Source organism: Peribacillus sp. NPDC096540 (genome assembly GCF_050278525.1).
Classification (GTDB): domain Bacteria; phylum Bacillota; class Bacilli; order Bacillales; family DSM-1321; genus Peribacillus.
Window position 1 is genome coordinate 66,335 of record NZ_JBNNTG010000016.1, and the last position, 19,912, is coordinate 86,246.

At 39.3% G+C, this 19,912-nt stretch carries 17 protein-coding genes; 16 read left to right on the top strand and 1 reads right to left on the bottom strand.

Annotated features, from left to right (window positions below; translation table 11 throughout):
- The first annotated feature begins 34 nt into the window (after nt 1-34).
- A complete protein-coding gene (locus tag ACQKMR_RS15080; RefSeq protein ID WP_427698020.1) occupies nt 35-2,365 on the top strand; it encodes a DNA translocase FtsK in 2,331 nt (776 codons plus the stop codon).
- 32 nt (nt 2,366-2,397) lie between these two features.
- Here the strand turns inward: ACQKMR_RS15080 and ACQKMR_RS15085 are convergent, their stop codons facing one another.
- Nucleotides 2,398-2,697 carry a DUF6509 family protein gene (locus ACQKMR_RS15085; RefSeq protein WP_098175318.1) on the bottom strand — a complete coding sequence of 100 codons (300 nt, stop codon included), beginning with the start codon at nt 2,695-2,697 and terminating at the stop codon, nt 2,398-2,400.
- 313 nt (nt 2,698-3,010) lie between these two features.
- Between ACQKMR_RS15085 and ACQKMR_RS15090 the strand changes: the two genes are divergently transcribed.
- From ACQKMR_RS15090 to rny, 15 genes are all read left to right on the top strand, one after another.
- Nucleotides 3,011-3,736: a GntR family transcriptional regulator gene (locus ACQKMR_RS15090; protein WP_427698021.1), complete on the top strand. Its 726-nt coding sequence runs from the start codon at nt 3,011-3,013 to the stop codon at nt 3,734-3,736.
- A 159-nt stretch (nt 3,737-3,895) separates the two neighbouring features.
- Nucleotides 3,896-4,996 (top strand): BMP family lipoprotein, encoded by a 1,101-nt coding sequence (locus ACQKMR_RS15095; RefSeq protein WP_427698022.1) that lies wholly within the window; start codon nt 3,896-3,898, stop codon nt 4,994-4,996.
- A 216-nt stretch (nt 4,997-5,212) separates the two neighbouring features.
- Nucleotides 5,213-6,748 (top strand): ABC transporter ATP-binding protein, encoded by a 1,536-nt coding sequence (locus ACQKMR_RS15100; RefSeq protein ID WP_427698023.1) that lies wholly within the window; start codon nt 5,213-5,215, stop codon nt 6,746-6,748.
- Nucleotides 6,741-7,784 carry an ABC transporter permease gene (locus ACQKMR_RS15105; protein WP_427698024.1) on the top strand — a complete coding sequence of 348 codons (1,044 nt, stop codon included), beginning with the start codon at nt 6,741-6,743 and terminating at the stop codon, nt 7,782-7,784. The genes ACQKMR_RS15100 and ACQKMR_RS15105 overlap by 8 nt, the downstream gene beginning before the upstream one ends.
- The gene (locus ACQKMR_RS15110; RefSeq protein ID WP_427698025.1) at nt 7,785-8,744 is read left to right on the top strand and encodes an ABC transporter permease; all 960 of its coding nucleotides are present in this window, start codon (nt 7,785-7,787) and stop codon (nt 8,742-8,744) included.
- Nucleotides 8,745-8,964: 220 nt separating this feature from the next.
- The gene (yfmF, locus tag ACQKMR_RS15115) at nt 8,965-10,248 is read left to right on the top strand and encodes an EF-P 5-aminopentanol modification-associated protein YfmF (protein WP_427698026.1); all 1,284 of its coding nucleotides are present in this window, start codon (nt 8,965-8,967) and stop codon (nt 10,246-10,248) included.
- Entirely contained in the window at nt 10,248-11,534 is a 1,287-nt protein-coding gene (yfmH, locus tag ACQKMR_RS15120; RefSeq protein ID WP_427698027.1) for an EF-P 5-aminopentanol modification-associated protein YfmH, read from the top strand. The genes yfmF and yfmH overlap by 1 nt, the downstream gene beginning before the upstream one ends.
- A 20-nt stretch (nt 11,535-11,554) precedes the next feature.
- Nucleotides 11,555-12,280 carry an elongation factor P 5-aminopentanone reductase gene (ymfI, locus tag ACQKMR_RS15125; protein ID WP_427698028.1) on the top strand — a complete coding sequence of 242 codons (726 nt, stop codon included), beginning with the start codon at nt 11,555-11,557 and terminating at the stop codon, nt 12,278-12,280.
- Between the two features lie 81 nt (nt 12,281-12,361).
- Complete coding sequence (locus ACQKMR_RS15130; RefSeq protein ID WP_252430752.1) at nt 12,362-12,619, top strand: DUF3243 domain-containing protein; 258 nt, start codon at nt 12,362-12,364, stop codon at nt 12,617-12,619.
- A 242-nt stretch (nt 12,620-12,861) separates the two neighbouring features.
- Nucleotides 12,862-13,653, top strand: coding sequence for a DUF3388 domain-containing protein (locus ACQKMR_RS15135; protein ID WP_427698029.1), 792 nt, complete (start codon nt 12,862-12,864; stop codon nt 13,651-13,653).
- Nucleotides 13,654-13,661: 8 nt separating this feature from the next.
- Nucleotides 13,662-14,558 carry a RodZ domain-containing protein gene (locus ACQKMR_RS15140; protein ID WP_427698030.1) on the top strand — a complete coding sequence of 299 codons (897 nt, stop codon included), beginning with the start codon at nt 13,662-13,664 and terminating at the stop codon, nt 14,556-14,558.
- A 181-nt stretch (nt 14,559-14,739) separates the two neighbouring features.
- A complete protein-coding gene (gene pgsA, locus ACQKMR_RS15145) occupies nt 14,740-15,324 on the top strand; it encodes a CDP-diacylglycerol--glycerol-3-phosphate 3-phosphatidyltransferase (RefSeq protein WP_427698031.1) in 585 nt (194 codons plus the stop codon).
- A gap of 22 nt (nt 15,325-15,346) precedes the next feature.
- A complete protein-coding gene (locus ACQKMR_RS15150) occupies nt 15,347-16,579 on the top strand; it encodes a competence/damage-inducible protein A (protein WP_427698032.1) in 1,233 nt (410 codons plus the stop codon).
- 347 nt (nt 16,580-16,926) lie between these two features.
- Nucleotides 16,927-17,967: a recombinase RecA gene (gene recA, locus ACQKMR_RS15155; protein WP_053345392.1), complete on the top strand. Its 1,041-nt coding sequence runs from the start codon at nt 16,927-16,929 to the stop codon at nt 17,965-17,967.
- A gap of 363 nt (nt 17,968-18,330) precedes the next feature.
- Nucleotides 18,331-19,890 (top strand): ribonuclease Y, encoded by a 1,560-nt coding sequence (rny, locus tag ACQKMR_RS15160; protein ID WP_427698033.1) that lies wholly within the window; start codon nt 18,331-18,333, stop codon nt 19,888-19,890.
- Nucleotides 19,891-19,912: the final 22 nt, after the last annotated feature.

The following is a 19,912-nucleotide window of genomic DNA, read 5'->3' on the forward strand; positions in this document are numbered from 1 at the left end:
GATAGAATAGTTACATGAAGAATCAGGTGATGTTATGGCAAAGAAAAAACACAGGAAAAAGAAAAGTACAGAGAAATTAAAAATTACGCTGAAATATGAATTAATTGGCATGACTTTAATAGGGCTGGCAATCATCGCAATTGCAAGGCTTGGGGCAGTCGGAAAAGCAACTGTCTTTTTAATCCGCTTCTTTATGGGAGAATGGTATATCCTCTTTTTACTGGGAGCGATTGCAGCCGGGTTTTATTTGATGATTAAAAGAGAAGTCCCTTACTTGCTGAAACGACAATTCATTGGAATGTATTTCCTTGTGGCGAGCATGCTGTTACTTAGTCATGTAACTCTTTTTAATATGCTTGCAGATGGAGGCCCATTTACGAAGCCGAGCGTCATTTCGAATACATGGGAATTATTCTGGATGGAAGTGACTGGCAAGACAAGTACTAAGGATCTTGGCGGTGGAATGATTGGTGCGGTTTTATTTGCTGCTTCTTATTTCTTATTCGATGAAGCAGGGTCAAAAATAGTTTCATTCCTCTTTATCATTGTCGGGGGCGTGTTATTGACCGGCAAAACGTTAGGAGAAACTCTTGGTAAATTTTTCATGGGTCTTGGAGGCTTTTTTAAAAAGCAATGGTCTGCTTTCAGAGACGATATGAAAACATGGAATGATGACAAAAAGGAAAAGAAAAAAAATCCAGTTAAAAAGAAAAAACGTGAAAAAGAATCGATGGAAGAAACTGTTCAAGCCATTCAGCCAGAAGATGAAACACAGCAAATGGCAACGGAACGGATCATTTCAAGCTTTGCTGATAAAGCCTATGGCGACGAAACTGAAGTACTTCCGGTTAAAGCGACACCTTCAGTTGAAAGTTCAGAGGAGCAGGATGATGCTGTTCCGCCTATGAATTTTACAGAAATAGAAAATAAAGAATATCTTTTACCGCCGCTCTCTTTATTAGTGCAGCCAAAAAAAACAGACCAAAGCGGGGAGTATCAATTAATTCATGATAACGCAGCAAAGCTTGAACGCACTTTCCATAGCTTTGGAGTTAAAGCAAGGGTCACACAGGTTCATTTAGGACCAGCTGTAACCAAATATGAAGTACATCCGGATGTAGGTGTCAAGGTCAGTAAAATTGTCAGTCTTTCTGATGATCTGGCCCTGGCTCTAGCAGCGAAAGATATCCGGATAGAAGCACCAATTCCCGGTAAATCCGCAATTGGAATAGAAGTCCCTAACTCTGAGGTGGCGATGGTGTCACTACGGGAAGTTTTAGAGGCAAAAGAAGTTGACAAGCCTGATGCGAAATTGCAAATCGGTTTAGGGCGGAATATTTCAGGTGAAGCGGTTAAGGCGGAGCTTAATAAAATGCCGCATTTACTTGTAGCGGGAGCGACAGGCAGTGGGAAATCCGTTTGTATTAACGGTATTATCACGAGTATCTTGATGCGTGCAAAACCACATGAAGTGAAGATGATGATGATTGATCCTAAAATGGTGGAGCTTAATGTATATAATGGAATTCCCCATTTACTGGCCCCGGTTGTGACAAATCCCAAAAAAGCTGCTCAGGCTTTGCAAAAAGTGGTCAGTGAAATGGAACGTCGCTATGAGTTATTTTCCCATTCTGGTACACGTAATATTGAAGGTTATAACGATTATATTAATCGGTATAATATTGAGGAAGATGCCAAGCAACCGCTCCTGCCTTATATAGTAGTTATTGTTGATGAATTGGCTGACTTGATGATGGTCGCCTCAAATGATGTGGAGGATGCCATCACACGCCTTGCGCAAATGGCACGGGCAGCTGGTATCCATTTAATCATTGCCACTCAGCGGCCGTCTGTCGATGTTATAACAGGGGTCATTAAAGCGAATATCCCATCCCGGATTGCTTTTAGTGTATCATCGATGACAGATTCAAGAACGATTCTGGATATGGGGGGAGCCGAAAAACTGTTAGGACGAGGTGACATGCTATTCTTGCCTGCGGGAGCTTCGAAACCGGTTCGAGTCCAAGGTGCCTTTTTATCCGATCATGAAGTCGAGGAAGTCGTTACATATGTTATTTCGCAACAGAAAGCACAGTATAATGAAGAAATGATTCCGGACGAAATACAAGAGACTTCTAGCGGTGAAGTCGAAGATAGTTTGTACGGGGATGCTGTTTCCTTAATAATAGAAATGCAGACAGCATCTGTCTCGATGTTGCAACGCCGTTTCCGGATTGGCTATACCCGTGCTGCCAGATTAATTGATGAAATGGAAGCAAGAGGAATTGTCGGTCCATATGAGGGCAGCAAACCACGAAATGTATTGGTATCTAAAGATGAACAAGATGAAGCTCATTTATCATAGGTAATTAAAAAACCGGGCAGGCGCCCGGTTTTTTAATTAATCATTGCTTCGTCTAAATGTTTAAGGCAGAAGTCAGAAATCATTGCTTCTTCCTCTTCCTCTAAATCAAAATCGAGTACTTCGTCGTTCCCTTTTTCATAAATATCATATTTAATCAGCTTGCCTACTTGTTCTTCAACAACAAATAGTACCCGGATATATAAACCATTCTCTGAAAAGAGCTCGTCCTCTTCCGGTACTTCAATATCCAAGAAATACTCGAAACGCTCTCCGGATAAAATTCCGAATGGATCATTCAATTTTTCAACGCTGTACTCTGTAATGTTTAACATTATGTGTTCATCCCTTCAAAGAAGATAAATACTATTATACAGGAAAAAAGTATCTTGAAAAGAAAGCTACCGATTTTCATTTTGCATTTATAAAAAAATTTTTTTATCTGATTTAGGAGAATAATCGTACAACTTCTACGGCATTTACTAGAGTAAAAGGCACAGGGGAGGGTAATTTATCCTAAATTCTTTTATGTTAAATAGTAAAACACTATTTATTTATATCGAAAAAAATGTTATATTATTTTCGATTAGTAGGAATGATTCAACATCAGAGGTCTGATGTCTTAAGAAACTAGCTGGGGGAAACTGTATGTCTATTAAATCAGATAGTCGACATTTATATTTGCAGGTCATTGATTACCTGAAGCAGGATATTGAAGCAGGAGTTTATCAGGAAAATGAAAAATTCCCTTCTGAATTTGATCTTGCCAAAAAACTGGGAGTGAGTAGGGCGACTCTTCGAGAAGCGCTGCGGATTTTAGAAGAAGAAAACATTATCATTCGCCGCCATGGAGTTGGAACTTTTGTCAATCCAAAACCTCGGTTTACTTCTGGTATCGAGCAATTAAAAAGTGTCACGAACATGATTGAAGAGGCAGGGATGAAGCCGGGTACGATTTTCTTAAGCTCGACGGCTCAAGAACCTACAGACGAGGATATCCGCAGGTTTTCTTGTTCACCAGATGAACGCATCGTGATTATTGAACGTGTAAGAACAGCAGATGGCGAGCCGGTTATCTACTGTGTCGACAAAATTCCTGAATCAATTCTTTCAGAAAATTTTGACCGTAATGATGAGTCTCTTTTTGATATATTGGAAAGAGATGCGAATCGGAAAATTACGCATGCCGTAGCAGAAATTGAGCCTATCGGGTATCATGAGAAAGTTTCTCCTATCCTGAAATGTTCACCTGAAGCCGCATTACTCGTTCTGAAGCAGATGCATCTGGATGATTGGGACCAGCCTATCCTATATTCTGTAAACTACTTTAAAGCCAATATGTTTAGTTTTCATGTTCTTCGGAAGAGAGTTTAGTTCAAAACTCTTACATACGGATGAATGCAAGCGTTTGTTTCGATTCTTAAAAATTGATCAAACGTATGTAAAAAAAATTACCGAGATGTGAAAACGCAAACATGAATGACTTTTCAGAACATTCCTGCTGAAAAACTATAAATCTTAGGGGGTAAAAAATTGAAAAAGCGCAAATTAGGTCTAGCTCTTTCACTTGTTCTTGCTGCTGGTACGCTTTTAGGAGCATGTGGTAATTCAGAGAATGATGATAAAGAATCTTCAAATGGGAAAGAAAAGAAGGATAACTTCACAGTAGCTATGGTTACCGATATTGGTGGTATTGATGACAAATCCTTCAACCAATCTGCTTGGGAAGGCCTTCAAGCTTTTGGAAAAGACAATGGATTGGAAAAAGGAAAAGACGGCTATAATTACCTTCAGTCAAAATCAGATTCTGAGTATACGACGAACCTAAATACTCTTGTTAAAGAAGATTACAATATTATCTACGCTATTGGCTATGCATTAGCGGAATCTGTTGATGAAGTGGCAACACAGCGTCCTAAATCTCAATTTGCAATCGTTGACAGTATTGTTAAACAAGATAATGTAGCAAGCATCGTTTTCAAAGAACAACAAGGTTCATTCCTAGTAGGTGTTATTGCTGGCTTGCAGACAAAATCGGATAAAGTAGGCTTCATCGGCGGTGTGGATTCTGAACTAATTAAGAAATTTGAAGTAGGCTTTAAAGCTGGTGTTCTCTCTGTCAATCCAGATGCAAAAATTACAGCACAATATGCAGGATCGTTTGGTGACGCAGCAAAAGGACAACAAATGGCAAACAACATGTATTCTTCTGGAATTGATATTATTTACCAAGCAGCTGGGGGAACTGGAAACGGTGTCTTCACTTCTGCTAAGGAATTGAAGAAAAAAGATCCTAAAAAAGACATTTGGGTTATCGGGGTAGACCGTGACCAAAAAGAAGAAGGCGCATTGAAAGTGGATGGCAAGAGCTACAATGTCACTTTGACTTCCATGGTAAAACGTGTAGATGTAGCAGTACAAGATTTAGCGAAAAAGACAAAAGAGGGTAACTTCCCTGGTGGAGAAACCATTGAATATGGTCTTGAAGAAAACGGAATCATGATTTCGGAATCTCAAGAAAATGTAACCGAAGAATCATTAAAAGCGGTTGAAGAATACGTTGAAAAAATTAAATCTGGTGAACAAAAAACTCCTGGTACAGAAAAAGAGTTGAAGGAATTAGGATTTAAATAATTCAAGCGTAACATGATAAGGAGAGAAGAAGGCCTGTCAAAGGCCTTCAAATCCTTTTTCATACTGAAGCAAAAACCGAATGAAAGACTATGAAAAAATTTATAGTTTTTCATTTGGTTTTTTATAAAAAAAACCAATTCATGAGAACTATTAGGAATCTATTAATATCTCCTAGTCAGGTATCAGAATCCTCATTTCTATAGGAGTTGATTATACGTGGAACATGTAATTGAGATGCTTAATATCCGCAAAGAATTTCCTGGTATTATTGCAAATGATAATATAACCCTTCAAGTGAAAAAAGGGGAAATTCACGCATTGCTAGGTGAAAATGGAGCTGGTAAATCCACGCTCATGAATGTGCTTTTCGGATTATATCAACCGGAACAGGGAGAAATCCGAGTAAATGAGCAGATTGTTCAGATTACAAGTCCGAATGTTGCTAATGACCTCGGAATAGGGATGGTGCATCAGCATTTTATGCTGGTTGATCCATTTACAGTTACCGAAAATATCATTCTTGGAAAAGAACCATCCAAATATGGAAAAGTTAATGTAAAGGAAGCGAGTGAAGAGGTAAGGGAACTTTCTGAACGATATCATTTAAGCGTAGATCCAGATGCGAAGATTGCGGATATATCGGTGGGGATGCAACAAAGAGTAGAGATATTGAAAACCTTGTACCGTGGTGCTGAAATTCTTATTTTTGATGAACCTACTGCGGTTTTGACACCCCAGGAAATAAAAGAATTAATTACGATTATGAAAGCTCTTATTAAAGAAGGAAAGTCGATTATCCTGATTACACATAAGTTAAAAGAAATTATGGAAGTTTGCGACCGGGTCACGGTTATTAGAAAAGGCAAAGGTATAGGTACAGTGAACGTAAAAGATACAAATCCTGATGAATTAGCAAGTTTAATGGTTGGGCGGGATGTGGTTTTTAAAACAGATAAATCTGTAGCAATTCCGCAAGAAGTCGTTTTAGAAGTGAAGAATCTGGAAGTGAAGGATTCCCGTGGTGTATCAGCTGTTCATAACCTTGACCTATCTGTACGTGCCGGTGAAATTATCGGTATTGCCGGAGTGGATGGCAACGGACAGTCGGAACTTATCGAGGCACTTACAGGATTGAAGAAAGTGACTTCAGGTTCTATAACATTAAACGGAAAACAAATACAAAATATGAAACCACGTAAAATCACCGAATCTGGAGTAGGGCATATTCCTGAAGACCGCCATAAACATGGTCTTGTCCTGGATTTCAGCATTGGGGAAAATATCGTGCTACAAACTTATTATCAAGAGCCTTTTTCAACAGGAGGTATTTTACATTCGAAGAAAATCTTTGAAAAAGCTCGTACTATCATTAAAGAATATGATGTCAGGACCCCTGATGAATATACACCGGCCCGGGCACTATCAGGCGGTAATCAGCAAAAGGCAATTATCGGTCGTGAAGTCGACCGGAATCCTGATTTATTAATTGCAGCACAGCCCACACGTGGATTGGATGTTGGTGCAATCGAGTTCATCCACCGTCGATTGATTGAACAGCGTGATGCGGGGAAAGCTGTACTTCTCATATCTTTTGAACTAGATGAAATAATGAATGTCAGTGATCGAATCGCTGTTATTTATGAAGGGGAAATCGTTGCAATAGTTGATCCTAAAGAAACAACAGAACAGGAATTGGGATTATTAATGGCTGGAAGTAAGCGTTCGGAAGCAGGTGAAAGAGAGCATGTCTAAATATTTTTATAAATTAACGAGTCCATTATTTGCTGTCATACTCGGATTGCTCGCCGGTGCCATTATCATGTTGGTCAGTGGGTATAATCCGGTTGAAGGGTATGGAGCAATGCTAGCGGGAATCCTTGGTGATTCCTACTATGCAGGTGAAACCTTAAGGACGATCATTCCTTATATTCTTGCTGGTTTAGCCGTTGCCTTCGCTTTTAGGACAGGATTGTTCAATATTGGAGTAGAAGGTCAATTAATTGTTGGTTGGCTTGCAGCAGTTTGGGTCGGTGTAGCTTTTGATCTTCCTAAGATCATTCACTTACCATTAGCAGTGCTTGCTGGTGCTGTAGCTGGGTCGCTATGGGCTTTTATTCCTGGGTATTTGAAAGCTAAATTCCGTGTACACGAAGTAATTGTATCCATCATGCTTAATTACACTGCTTTATATGTAACGAATTATTTAATTCAAAATGTTATTTCTGATAACCAGGACAAAACTGAACGGATTTCTGAAACAGCATCTCTTCGCTCTCCATTTTTTGAGAGTTTAACAGACTTCTCCCGTCTTCACTGGGGAATCTTTATAGCGATCATTTGTGTATTCATCATGTGGTTCATCCTGGAAAAAACAAAAACCGGTTTCGAATTGAAAGCTGTTGGGTTTAATCAGCAGGCTTCGGAATATTCCGGTATGAGCGTAAACAAAAATATTATTCTATCTATGGTCATTTCTGGTGCGTTTGCAGGACTTGCTGGAGCTATGGAAGGCTTAGGCACTTTCGGTTACGCGGCCATTAAAGGTGGGTTCACGGGAATCGGCTTTGACGGGATTGCGGTTGCCTTACTAGGAGCCAACTCAGCGATTGGGGTCGTGTTAGCAGCTTTCTTGTTCGGTGGACTTAAAGCAGGGGCAATCAATATGCCATTGCAAACGGGGATTCCAAGTGAAATTGTTGATATTGTCATAGCATTAATCATATTCTTTGTTGCATCAAGTTATTTTATTCGCTGGATTGTGCAACGCTTTAAGAAGGGGGCGAAATAAGTGGACTTTTATCAAGTGTTACAAATCATCATTCCGTCCATGATTGCTTACGCTGCCCCGCTGATTTTCACTGCGCTTGGTGGAGTGTTTTCTGAACGATCTGGTGTTATCAATATAGGGTTAGAAGGGTTAATGGTAATTGGTGCTTTCACAGGAATCGTTTTTAACTTAATGTATGCAGATGTATTTGGAGTCTGGACACCATGGCTTTCCGTTGTTGTCGCCATGATTGCTTCCCTGCTATTTTCAGCACTTCATGCAGTGGCATCGATAACATTCAGAGCGGATCAAACGGTAAGTGGGGTTGCTATTAACTTACTGGCAGTTGGACTCACATTATTTCTAGTAAAGAAGATTTATGATAAAGGGCAGACGGATATTATTACAGAGACTTTCCCGAGGATAGATATTCCCTTGTTAAGTGATATACCTTTTATTGGTCCAATCTTCTTCTCAAATGGTTACTATATTGCATATCTTGCCATTATAGTAGCAATTATCGTTTGGTATATCATTTTTAAAACTCCATTCGGACTTCGTCTCCGGGCTGTAGGGGAACATCCGATGGCTGCGGATACGATGGGCGTAAATGTAACGAAGATCCGTTATCAAGCTGTCCTTCTTTCAGGAGCTTTTGCTGGTATCGGAGGAGCTATCCATGCGACTTTATTTGCGAATGACTTCAGTCATACGACAATCAATGGTCAAGGTTTTATGGCCATTGCCGCAATGATCTTTGGTAAATGGAATCCACTAGGAGCCATGGGAGCTGCGTTATTCTTTGGTTTGGCACAAAGTTTAAGTATTGTCGGGTCCAGTCTGCCATTCATAAAAGACATACCCTCCGTTTTCTTATTAATTATGCCATATATCTTGACGATCATAGCATTGACTGGCTTCATTGGCCGCGCAGATGCTCCAAAGGCTTCTGGCCAGCCGTATATTAAAGGGAAAAGATAAGTTATTAACCGGTCCGCTTTTTGTGCGACCGGTTTTTCCTTGTGAAAGAGCGGATAGACTTAAGCTGTAATATGTGGAGTCCTGATTGAAATCAAAAAAAGTAGCTGTAACTTGCATGATTTTTCCTTTCGCATGTATATTTTAAGTAGATGTTTAAAAGGTTACCTATCTACAAACAATAAGCTAATAAAGATGAATTATATATTGAGGAGGATTATTCATGTCTATTGCTTCCGATACAATTACGGAAAAAAGCGGCTACAGGCTTCATGTGGTCCGCACGGATAAATATAAAACGAATACTCTCGTGCTAAAAATGAAAGCACCGTTGACAAAAGAAAACGTTACATATCGCGCATTACTGCCATATGTGCTACAAAGCAATACAAGTAAATATCCTACAACACCCGAGCTTCGATCTTATCTTGATGATCTTTATGGAGCAGGGTTTTATGTCGATGTCGCTAAAAAAGGAGAATATCAAATCCTAAGCTTTACAATCGATATCGTCAATGAAAAATTTTTAAGTGACCCGACGCCGCTTCTCGAAAAGGCTTTTATGTTGTTATCCGAAGTGATATTTCATCCGAAGAAAAATGGTGAAGCCTTTGATCCCAAGACTGTTTCTAATGAAATTCGATCATTAAAACAGCGGATTCAGTCAATTTCCGATGATAAAATGCGGTATTCTGCTACACGGCTTGTTGAAGAAATGTGCAAAAATGAACCATATGCTTTAGAAGCAAGCGGGAATCTACAAGACTTGGAGACAATTACTCCTGAGTCGCTTTTTACCTATTATAAAAAAGTATTAACTGAGGATGAAATTGATTTATATGTAATCGGAGATATCGACGAAGCAGAGGTTGAATCCTTAGCTGACAAATATGTCTCACTCCTACCAGCTCGTGTGCCGACAAGGCTGCAGAGAAATACAGGCAAAGAAGTAGATAAGGAAAAAGAAATCATTGAGAATTCTGATGTGAAACAAGGAAAATTGAATATAGGTTATCGAAGCCATGTCGTGTATGGTGATTCGGATTATTATGCACTACAGCTGTTCAATGGGATTTTTGGTGGCTTTTCACATTCAAAGCTTTTCATCAATGTCCGGGAGAGAGCTAGCCTTGCCTATTACGCAGCCTCTAGGCTCGAAAGCCATAAAGGCCTTCTAATGGTTATGGCAGGTATTGAAAATGCCAATTATAAGCAAGCGCTAAATATTATTAATGAACAAATGAATGAAATGAAGCAAGGGAATTTTTCTGAAGAAGAATTGGCACAGACAAAAGCTGTTATTAAAAATCAGCTTCTTGAAACCATTGACGTTTCGAGAGGTCTGGTCGAAATTTTATATCATAATGTGGTTTCGGGTCATGATATCTCACTCGACGAATGGTTTGCAAAAACAGAGCAGACGACAAAGGAAGAAATCGTCGCCGTTGGTCAAAAGATTCAGCTTGATACGATCTATTTCCTAACAGAAGCGGAGGTGCAAGGATAATGGAGAAAATAGAATTTAGTCAATTGAAAGAAGAGCTATTCCATGAAAAATTGGAGAATGGCCTTGAAGTATATATTCTTCCAAAAAAAGAGTTTAATAAATCCTTCGCGACGTTTACGACGAAGTATGGTTCAGTCGACAACCATTTTAAACCATTGAATCAAAAGGAATTCACAAAGGTGCCAGATGGAATTGCACATTTTCTAGAACATAAGCTTTTTGAAAAAGAAGATGGTGATGTTTTTCAGCAATTCTCAAAGCAGGGAGCATCTGCAAATGCCTTCACGTCGTTTACCCGGACAGCTTATCTATTCTCAAGCACTTCCGACTTTGAAAGGAATTTAACGACGTTAATCGACTTTGTGCAAGACCCTTATTTTTCTGAAAAGACGGTAGAGAAGGAAAAAGGAATCATCGGGCAGGAAATTAATATGTATGATGATAATTCAGATTGGCGATTATATTTCGGGACGATTGCAAACATGTACCATCAACATCCTGTGAAAATCGATATTGCCGGTACGGTGGAATCTATTGCTGGTATTACGAAAGACATGCTTTACGAATGTTATAATACGTTTTATCATCCAAGCAACATGCTGTTATTCGTTGTAGGGCCGGTTGATGTTGAAAGTACCATGAAGTTGATCCGGGATAATCAAAATAATAAAGAATATCAGGAACAGCCGGAAGTGGAACGTAAATTTGAAGCGGAGCCGGAAACTGTTGCTAAAGAAAAGGAAATACTAAAAATGAATGTCCAGACACCGAAAGTGATGGTGGGAATCAAGGCTTCCGATGTTTATCAATCCGGTGTACAACTATTGAAAAGGGAGTTGGCGACCAATATTTATTTAGAAATGTTGTTCGGCAAAAGTTCACCTCTGCACGAAACTATGTACGAGAAAGGTTTGATTGATCAAAGCTTCTCTTATGACTATACGCAGGAACAAGGTTTTGGGTTTGCATTAATTGGCGGGGATAGTACAAAACCTGAAGAACTAACAGAGTCTTTATTGGAAATTCTGCAAAAGTCCAAATCTGGAACCGGCTTAAGTGAAGAAAGCTTGCAAAGGACGATTAAGAAGAAAATCGGTTCATTCCTTCGTTCTCTAAATTCACCGGAATATATTGCGAATCAATTCACCCGATATGCTTTCAATGATATGAACTTGTTTGATGTGGTATCAGTATTGGAAAAACTTACGATTGAAGATATCTTGAAGGTTGCGAAGGACTTTATATCCGATGAACGGATGACAGTCTGTCAGGTACTTCCAAAATAATATATAAAGGGGGCGTAAATGTGGGGAAGCGTTTTGCCCTTATTACGGGAGCCAGTGGAGGAATCGGCAGGGAAATTGCTTTAAAGCTCGCCGAGGAGAATTATTCACTTTATTTACATTACAACAGCAACGAGGAAGCGATTCTGAAGTTGATTGAAGAGCTTAAACAATATCAGGTTGAAATAATTCCGATTCAAGCTGATTTAGCATCGACGGACGGATACAAGAAACTGGCGCAAAATATTTTTGCCCTTCATGCCATCGTTCTTAACAGTGGTAATAGCTATTATGGACTCATATCCGACATGGATGAGCAAATCGTTAATGAAATGGTTCAGTTGCATGTAACGAGTCCTTTCCAATTAACAAAGGAACTACTTCCGAAATTAATGTATCAAGAACAAGCTGCCATCGTGGCCGTCACATCCATTTGGGGACAGACGGGTGCATCTTGTGAAGTGCTATATTCAATGGTCAAGGGCAGTCAAAATGCTTTTATTAAGGCGTTAAGCAAAGAAGTATCTCTTAATGGAATTCGGGTCAATGCAGTTGCTCCCGGGGCAATTTCCACTTCTATGCTTGAGTCTTTCAGTGCCGAAGACTTGGAAATCATAAAAGGCGATATTCCTATGGGTCGTATGGGTAGTTCGAAGGAAGTAGCCGAGGCCGTGTTCTATTTACTGTCTGACAAGGCCTCTTATATAACCGGACAAATCTTAGGAGTAAACGGTGGCTGGTACACCTGATTTTTTTAAATACTATGTATATTTCCTACGTTTCCTTCACAAAATATCTATGTACTATTTTGAAGGAAAGGGTGACCATTCATGTCTATACTAGACAATTGGGATCAATGGAAAAATTTTCTGGGCGACAGATTAAATCAAGGTGAACAACAAGGTTTGTCAGAAGGTGCTGTTAACAACTTAGCTTTCGAAATTGGTGATTACCTTTCACAGCAAGTTGAGCCTAAAAATGATCAACAGAAAGTAATTGCTGACCTTTGGTCGGTCGCAAGCGAAGAAGAAAAACATGCCATAGCAAGTGTTATGGTCAAGCTAGTAGGAAACAACGGAACAAAGTAAAAAGTAAATCTTCAAGCCAAAGGCCCTGTTATTTAAATAACAGGGCCTTTGGCTTGAAGACCTGATCTATCCTCTTATATAAAAATGAACACTTTTATAGGGTTTTTCCTTTTAACTTAACACGAAATACTATATTATAGAAGCTAGACAATATTAATTAATGGTTACAGACCTTGAAATTTACGATGGATAAGTTTTGCTCGAATGTTGGGTAAAAGCTTCTAGGCTTAAGGAGTGTTATCGTGGAGAAAAAAGAATGGTATTTTGAATATGAAATTCAAGTCAACCGTCCAGGTTTATTAGGGGATATTTCATCCCTGCTTGGTATGCTGTCCATCAATATCATCACTATTAACGGTGTCGATGAAGGTAGGCGAGGTTTACTTCTAATGGCAGAAGATAGCCGGAATATAGAAAGATTCGAATCAATCCTCCATACGATGGATACGATAAAGATCATTAAGCTAAGGGAACCTAAATTGCGTGATCGACTTGCTGTCAGGCATGGGCGTTATATTCAGCGTGATGCTGATGAAAAAAACACGTTTAGGTTTGTCCGTGATGAACTAGGGTTGCTTGTTGATTTCTTGGCCGAGTTATTTAAACAAGAAGGTCATAAGTTAATCGGGATTCGAGGCATGCCCCGCGTAGGAAAAACCGAATCTATCGTAGCCTCGAGTGTATGTGCTAATAAAAGATGGTTATTTGTATCATCGACCCTTTTAAAGCAGACTATTCGCAGTCAGCTTATTGAAGATGAATATAACAATGATAATTTGTTTATTTTAGATGGGATTGTTTCAACTCGCCGTGCAAATGAGCGTCATTGGCAGCTAATCCGCGAAATCATGAGGCTTGATGCTGTCAAAGTCATCGAACATCCTGACGTTTTTGTACAAAATACGGAGTATACTCTCGAAGACTTTGATTATATTATTGAATTGCGAAACAATCCAGATGAAGAAATAACATATGAAGTTGTCGACCAAAAAGACCAGTTTTCAGGGTCGGAATTTGGTTCCTTTGACTTTTAAAATGGCAGGTGTTTTATTTGACTGAGTTAGGTAATCGATTAAAGGAAGCTAGGGAAACCAAAGGGCTTAGCTTAGAAGATTTACAGGAATTAACGAAGATTCAAAAGCGTTACCTCATTGGAATTGAAGAGGGAAATTACAGTATGATGCCTGGAAAGTTTTATGTACGGGCATTCATTAAGCAATATTGTGAAGCGGTAGGGCTGGATTCAGAAGAGATTTTTGAACAGTACAAGAGTGAAGTGCCTTCTGTTTATAGTGAGGAACTACCTGAACAACTTTCGAGGGTCCAGTCTCGGAAAACGATTCCTGCTGGGGATTCTAAGGTTGTAGAAATGTTACCTAAAATCCTGGCTGCCGTGTTAGTTATTGGTGCTGCTATATTAATTTGGGTGCTAGTCAATAATATGAGTAAGCCTGATAGTGACGATAAAAAGAGCGATAAACAGAATGAAGCGGTTGGATACAATAAAAGTGATGAGTTTAATAATAAAGAACAAGAGAAAGCAGACAATAAGCAAGATGAAAAAAAGGAAGATACATCTGACAAGAAAGATGATGCTGTAGATGAAAAGACACAGCAGGAACTTGCCGTTATCAGCACTAGCGGTAAAAATAGTACGTATGAATTGAAAAATACAGATACCTTTAAATTAAAGGTGACTTCTAAAGGCTCACCATGGGTTGGCATCAAGAATGGTGAAGGTAAATTACTATTCCAGGGCACTATCAGCAATAATGAAAGCCAGGAAATTGATTTCACCAATGAAAAAGAAGCTGTCATCAATATAGGCAGAGCGTATGAAACTGAAATTTTTGTGAATGATGAGAAGCTGGAGTATTCCATTTCACCGACTGAAGTGAATACGCAATTGGTTACGATACAATTTACGAAAGCCGAATAGTCATCTTATAGATGACTATTTTTTCTCTATTTAATATTAAGGCGGGGATTGGTTTACCCGGCATATAAGATTGGATTTCGAGTTAAATTATACATATAATTATTACATGGCCATACGCCATTACATTTAGATCTATAACGCATTGCCCAAAGGGCAGGCGTAAATTTTGGAGGTAAAAGTTTTGAATCTGCCTAATAAAATTACAGTAGCAAGAATCTGCTTAATACCAGTTTTTTTAATCATCATGCTCGTACCTTTTTCATGGGGCACGCTCACATGGGGAGAATACAGCTTGCCAGTTGCGCACTTAGCTGGAGCTATCCTCTTTATTATCGCTTCTACTACGGATTGGATCGATGGCCATTTTGCCAGAAAATATAATATGATTACTGATTTAGGGAAATTTTTAGATCCATTGGCTGATAAACTTCTGGTTTCGGCTGCACTAATTGTATTGGTTGATCTAAATTTAATGTACGATCAGTCTTGGATTGCTATCGTTATCATTAGCCGTGAATTTGCTGTGACTGGATTGCGATTGGTATTAGCCGGTACAGGGGAAGTAGTTGCAGCGAACCAGCTTGGTAAAATCAAAACATGGGCACAAATTGTAGCTATTTCAGCATTATTGCTGCATAACCTTCCATTTGCCTTCATTTCACTGCCGTTTGCTAATATCACTTTATGGATTGCATTAATCTTTACAATATGGTCTGGTTTGGATTATTTTATAAAAAACAAAGAGGTATTTGTTAATTCTAAGTAAACGAATGGGTGGTTTTGAAAATATGGATGCAGAAATCATTGCAGTAGGCTCTGAACTTCTTTTGGGACAAATTAATAACACAAATGGAAGATTTTTATCACAACAGTTTGCCGAAATGGGTGTCAATGTTTTTTACCATACTGTCGTTGGAGATAATGACCGACGATTACAACAAGCCATAGAAATCGCAGAATCCCGGGCTAACTTGATTGTATTTACCGGTGGGCTTGGTCCTACTAAAGATGATTTAACGAAGGAAACAATCGCTCGCCATATAGGAAAAAAGCTAGTTTTTAATGATGAAGCACTTCAATCCATTGAAGCCTACTTTGAAAAACGCGGTCGGACGATGACGGAGAATAACAAAAAGCAGGCTCTCGTCTTAGAAGGCAGTGAGGTTTTGGCAAACGATCATGGCATGGCTCCGGGGATGATCTTGGCGAAATCCGGAATCACGTATATGTTGCTTCCTGGTCCTCCGAGTGAAATGGAACCAATGTTTTTAAGCTATGGTTATGAATCGATTATGAATAAACTTGAAAAGCATGAACGGATCGACTCCAAGGTTCTTCGGTTTTACGGGATAGGGGAAGCGGAACTGGAAACAGTGATTGATGATCTTCTTGTCAATCAAACGAATCCGACAATCGCTCCACTGGCTGCTGAAGGGGAAGTAACGTTAAGGATTACCGCTAAAGACTCTTCTAAAGAAAAATGTGAGGAGCTTATTTTAGAAGCGGAAAAAGAAATTCTAAACAGGGTCGGCAAGTTTTATTATGGAAGTGATAATACTTCGCTCATAAAAGAACTAGTTAAAGAATTAACGGTCCGAAAGCTTTCTATAGCGGCAGCGGAAAGCTTGACTGGAGGTATGTTTCAAGAGCAACTGACAACCATACCAGGCGCCGGAAAAGTGTTCAAGGGTGGTATTGTCAGTTATACAAATGATGCGAAGTCGAATGTTTTGGGCATCAGTAACGAGACAATCTCGAAAAATGGTGTAGTCAGTGGTGAGTGTGCAATGGAAATGGCTTATAATGCCCGGCAAAAGTTCGATGCGGATGTTGGTATCAGTTTTACGGGTGTTGCAGGGCCTGATGAACAAGAAGGCAAGCCGGTAGGTACGGTCTTCATTGGTATTTCCTACCGTGAGGGAGACACTCACTTTAAAGAGTTGAATTTATCTGGAAGCAGGGCGCAAAACCGTGTTCGTAGTGTGAAGTACGGCTGTCATTATTTATTAAGGGACTTATAAAAGACGAAGCAGAGCTGTTTAAAGGCTCTGTTTTTTGTTTGATTTAAGAAGTTTCTTTCATGTAAAAAAGGGAAAAGAGAAAACAGTTAATTCTATAAAAATGCTTTTTCAAAAACGTTATTGAATCAAAATGGGAATTTTCTTCAGGCAAAATACTTTTTTGTAAAGTATATTTCAATAGAAAAAAACGAATGAATGTTCGACTTTTTGCTTGGCAAAATAGTAAAAAGAGTATATAGTAAAGATAGGTTTTGAGACAAGATAAAAACCTTGTTCTCAAATAATTGCTTACGTAAGAACATCTTTAATCGGACAGCCGATTATTTGAATATAGAGGAGGAAATTGAGTGAGTGATCGTCAAGCGGCTTTAGATATGGCGTTAAAGCAAATTGAAAAACAATTTGGTAAAGGTTCTATTATGAAACTTGGGGAACAGTCTGATCGAAGAATCTCAACGATTTCAAGCGGTTCTTTAGCATTGGACGTAGCATTGGGAGTAGGCGGATACCCAAGAGGCCGGGTCATTGAGATATACGGACCTGAAAGCTCAGGTAAAACGACTGTTGCATTGCATGCAATTGCAGAAGTACAAAAGACTGGAGGCACGGCTGCATTCATTGATGCTGAGCATGCATTAGATCCAGCATATTCAGAAAAACTTGGTGTGAATATTGATGAGTTACTTCTTTCTCAGCCTGATACGGGTGAACAAGCCCTTGAGATTGCTGAGGCGTTAGTACGAAGCGGCGCGGTAGATATCATTGTTATCGACTCCGTAGCGGCTCTAGTTCCAAAAGCTGAAATTGAAGGCGAAATGGGAGATTCCCATATGGGTCTTCAAGCCCGGATGATGTCACAGGCGCTTAGAAAGCTGTCTGGTGCCATTAATAAATCAAATACCATTGCTATTTTCATTAACCAAATCCGTGAAAAAATCGGGGTTATGTTTGGGAATCCAGAAACGACTCCAGGAGGCCGTGCATTGAAGTTCTATTCAACTGTTCGCCTTGAAGTACGTCGTGCTGAACAATTGAAACAAGGTAATGAAATTGTCGGTAATAAAACCAAAATAAAAATCGTGAAAAATAAGGTAGCTCCCCCATTCCGTCAAGCAGAAGTAGACATTATGTATGGTCAAGGGATTTCTCAGGAAGGTGAAATCATTGATATGGGTGCAGATCTTGATATTGTCCTTAAAAGCGGATCTTGGTATTCATACAATGAAGAGCGTGTCGGACAAGGACGGGAAAATGCTAAAATGTTCTTGAAAGAAAATCAGGATATTGCTCTGGAAATTTCACAGAAAATCAGGGATCATTATAACCTTGATGGAGAGCATGAACTACCAGAAGAGACAGAAGAGGAACATTTTGAATTACTTGATTAATGATAGGAAAAGACCTAAGCTTGTTTGCTTAGGTCTTTTCTATATTTTGTGAAGTCAAGTAAAATGAAAAAGTACAAAATTTTCAGCGAATTAAACGGTCGTGAAAACGGGTTTACAGTCTTTTTCCATAATAATGTTGTACATAATAGCGATTATTATTAATAAAACTTGAATAATCATTGATACATAAGGGACAAACGCTTGACAATAAAAATTCTCAACTATACAATTAATATGTATATTTTACAATTTTTCAAACTAAAATTTTGAAAATTAAGTGCTGTATATTGAATTTATGTGCAATGTACTTGCCGACAGTTCAACATTTTATGTAAAAAGTTCATAGCAAGGGGAGGTGAAACGATGGAACCCATGACAATCATCTTCACTTTGCTTGGCCTAATCGTCGGTGCAGTTGTTGGTTATTTTATTCACAAATCAAAATTTGAGAGTAAAATAGCAGGGGCAAAGGGCTCTGCAGAACAAATCCTTGAGGATGCAAAACGTGAAGCGGACGCTCTTAAGAAAGAAGCCTTGTTGGAAGCAAAAGATGAAATTCATAAAGTTCGCTCTGATTCTGATCGAGAATCTCGTGAAAGAAGAAGCGAATTACAAAAACAAGAAAATCGGTTATTGCAAAGAGAAGAGAATCTTGACCGGAAGGATGAAACGTTAGACAAACGTGAAAGCCTTATGGAGAAAAAAGAGGATTCTCTAAACCAAAGACAACAGCATATTGAAGAGATGGAAAGCAAAGTGGACGAGATGGTTCGTAAGCAGCAAACAGAGCTTGAACGTGTTTCCGGCTTAACTCGTGAAGAAGCTAAAGCAATCATTATAGACCGAATGGAAAACGAGCTTGCTCACGATGTAGCGCTTATGATTAAAGAAAGTGATACCCGTGCCAAAGAAGAAGCTGATAAAAAAGCAAAAGAAGTTCTATCTCTTGCCATTCAGCGTTGTGCGGCTGATCATGTCGCAGAAACCACCGTTTCTGTAGTAAATCTTCCAAACGATGAAATGAAAGGACGGATTATCGGACGTGAAGGCCGAAATATCCGGACATTAGAAACGCTAACAGGTATTGACCTTATTATTGATGATACTCCTGAAGCTGTCATTTTATCTGGATTCGATCCAATTAGACGGGAAACGGCACGCTTGGCTCTTGAAAAACTAGTTCAGGACGGTCGGATTCACCCGGCTCGTATTGAAGAAATGGTTGACAAAGCAAGACGTGAGGTAGATGAACATATTCGTGAAATTGGTGAACAAACAACATTTGAAGTTGGTGTTCACGGGCTCCATCCAGATCTCATCAAAATACTAGGCCGTTTGAAATTCCGTACCAGCTACGGTCAAAACGTGCTGAAGCATTCAATTGAAGTGGCCCAGCTTTCAGGATTACTGGCTGCTGAACTTGGTGAGGATGAAGTTCTTGCCCGCCGTGCAGGTTTATTGCATGATATAGGGAAAGCAATTGATCATGAAGTGGAAGGCAGTCATGTTGAAATCGGCGTGGAATTGGCAACCAAGTATAAAGAGCATCCAACTGTCATCAATAGCATCGCTTCACATCATGGTGATACAGAACCAACTTCTATTATTTCAGTGCTTGTGGCAGCCGCTGATGCGTTATCAGCTGCAAGACCAGGTGCAAGAAGTGAAACACTGGAAAATTACATTAGAAGACTTGAAAAACTTGAAGAAATTTCCGAATCCTATGATGGAGTGGAAAAATCATTTGCGATTCAAGCCGGACGTGAAGTGCGGATTCTAGTGAAACCAGAGCAAATAGATGATCTATCGGCCCATCGACTCGCACGTGATATCCGGAAAAGGATTGAAGAAGAGCTCGATTACCCAGGTCATATAAAAGTAACGGTTATCCGTGAAACAAGAGCAGTGGAATACGCCAAATAATAATTTGGAATAAAAACGAAGT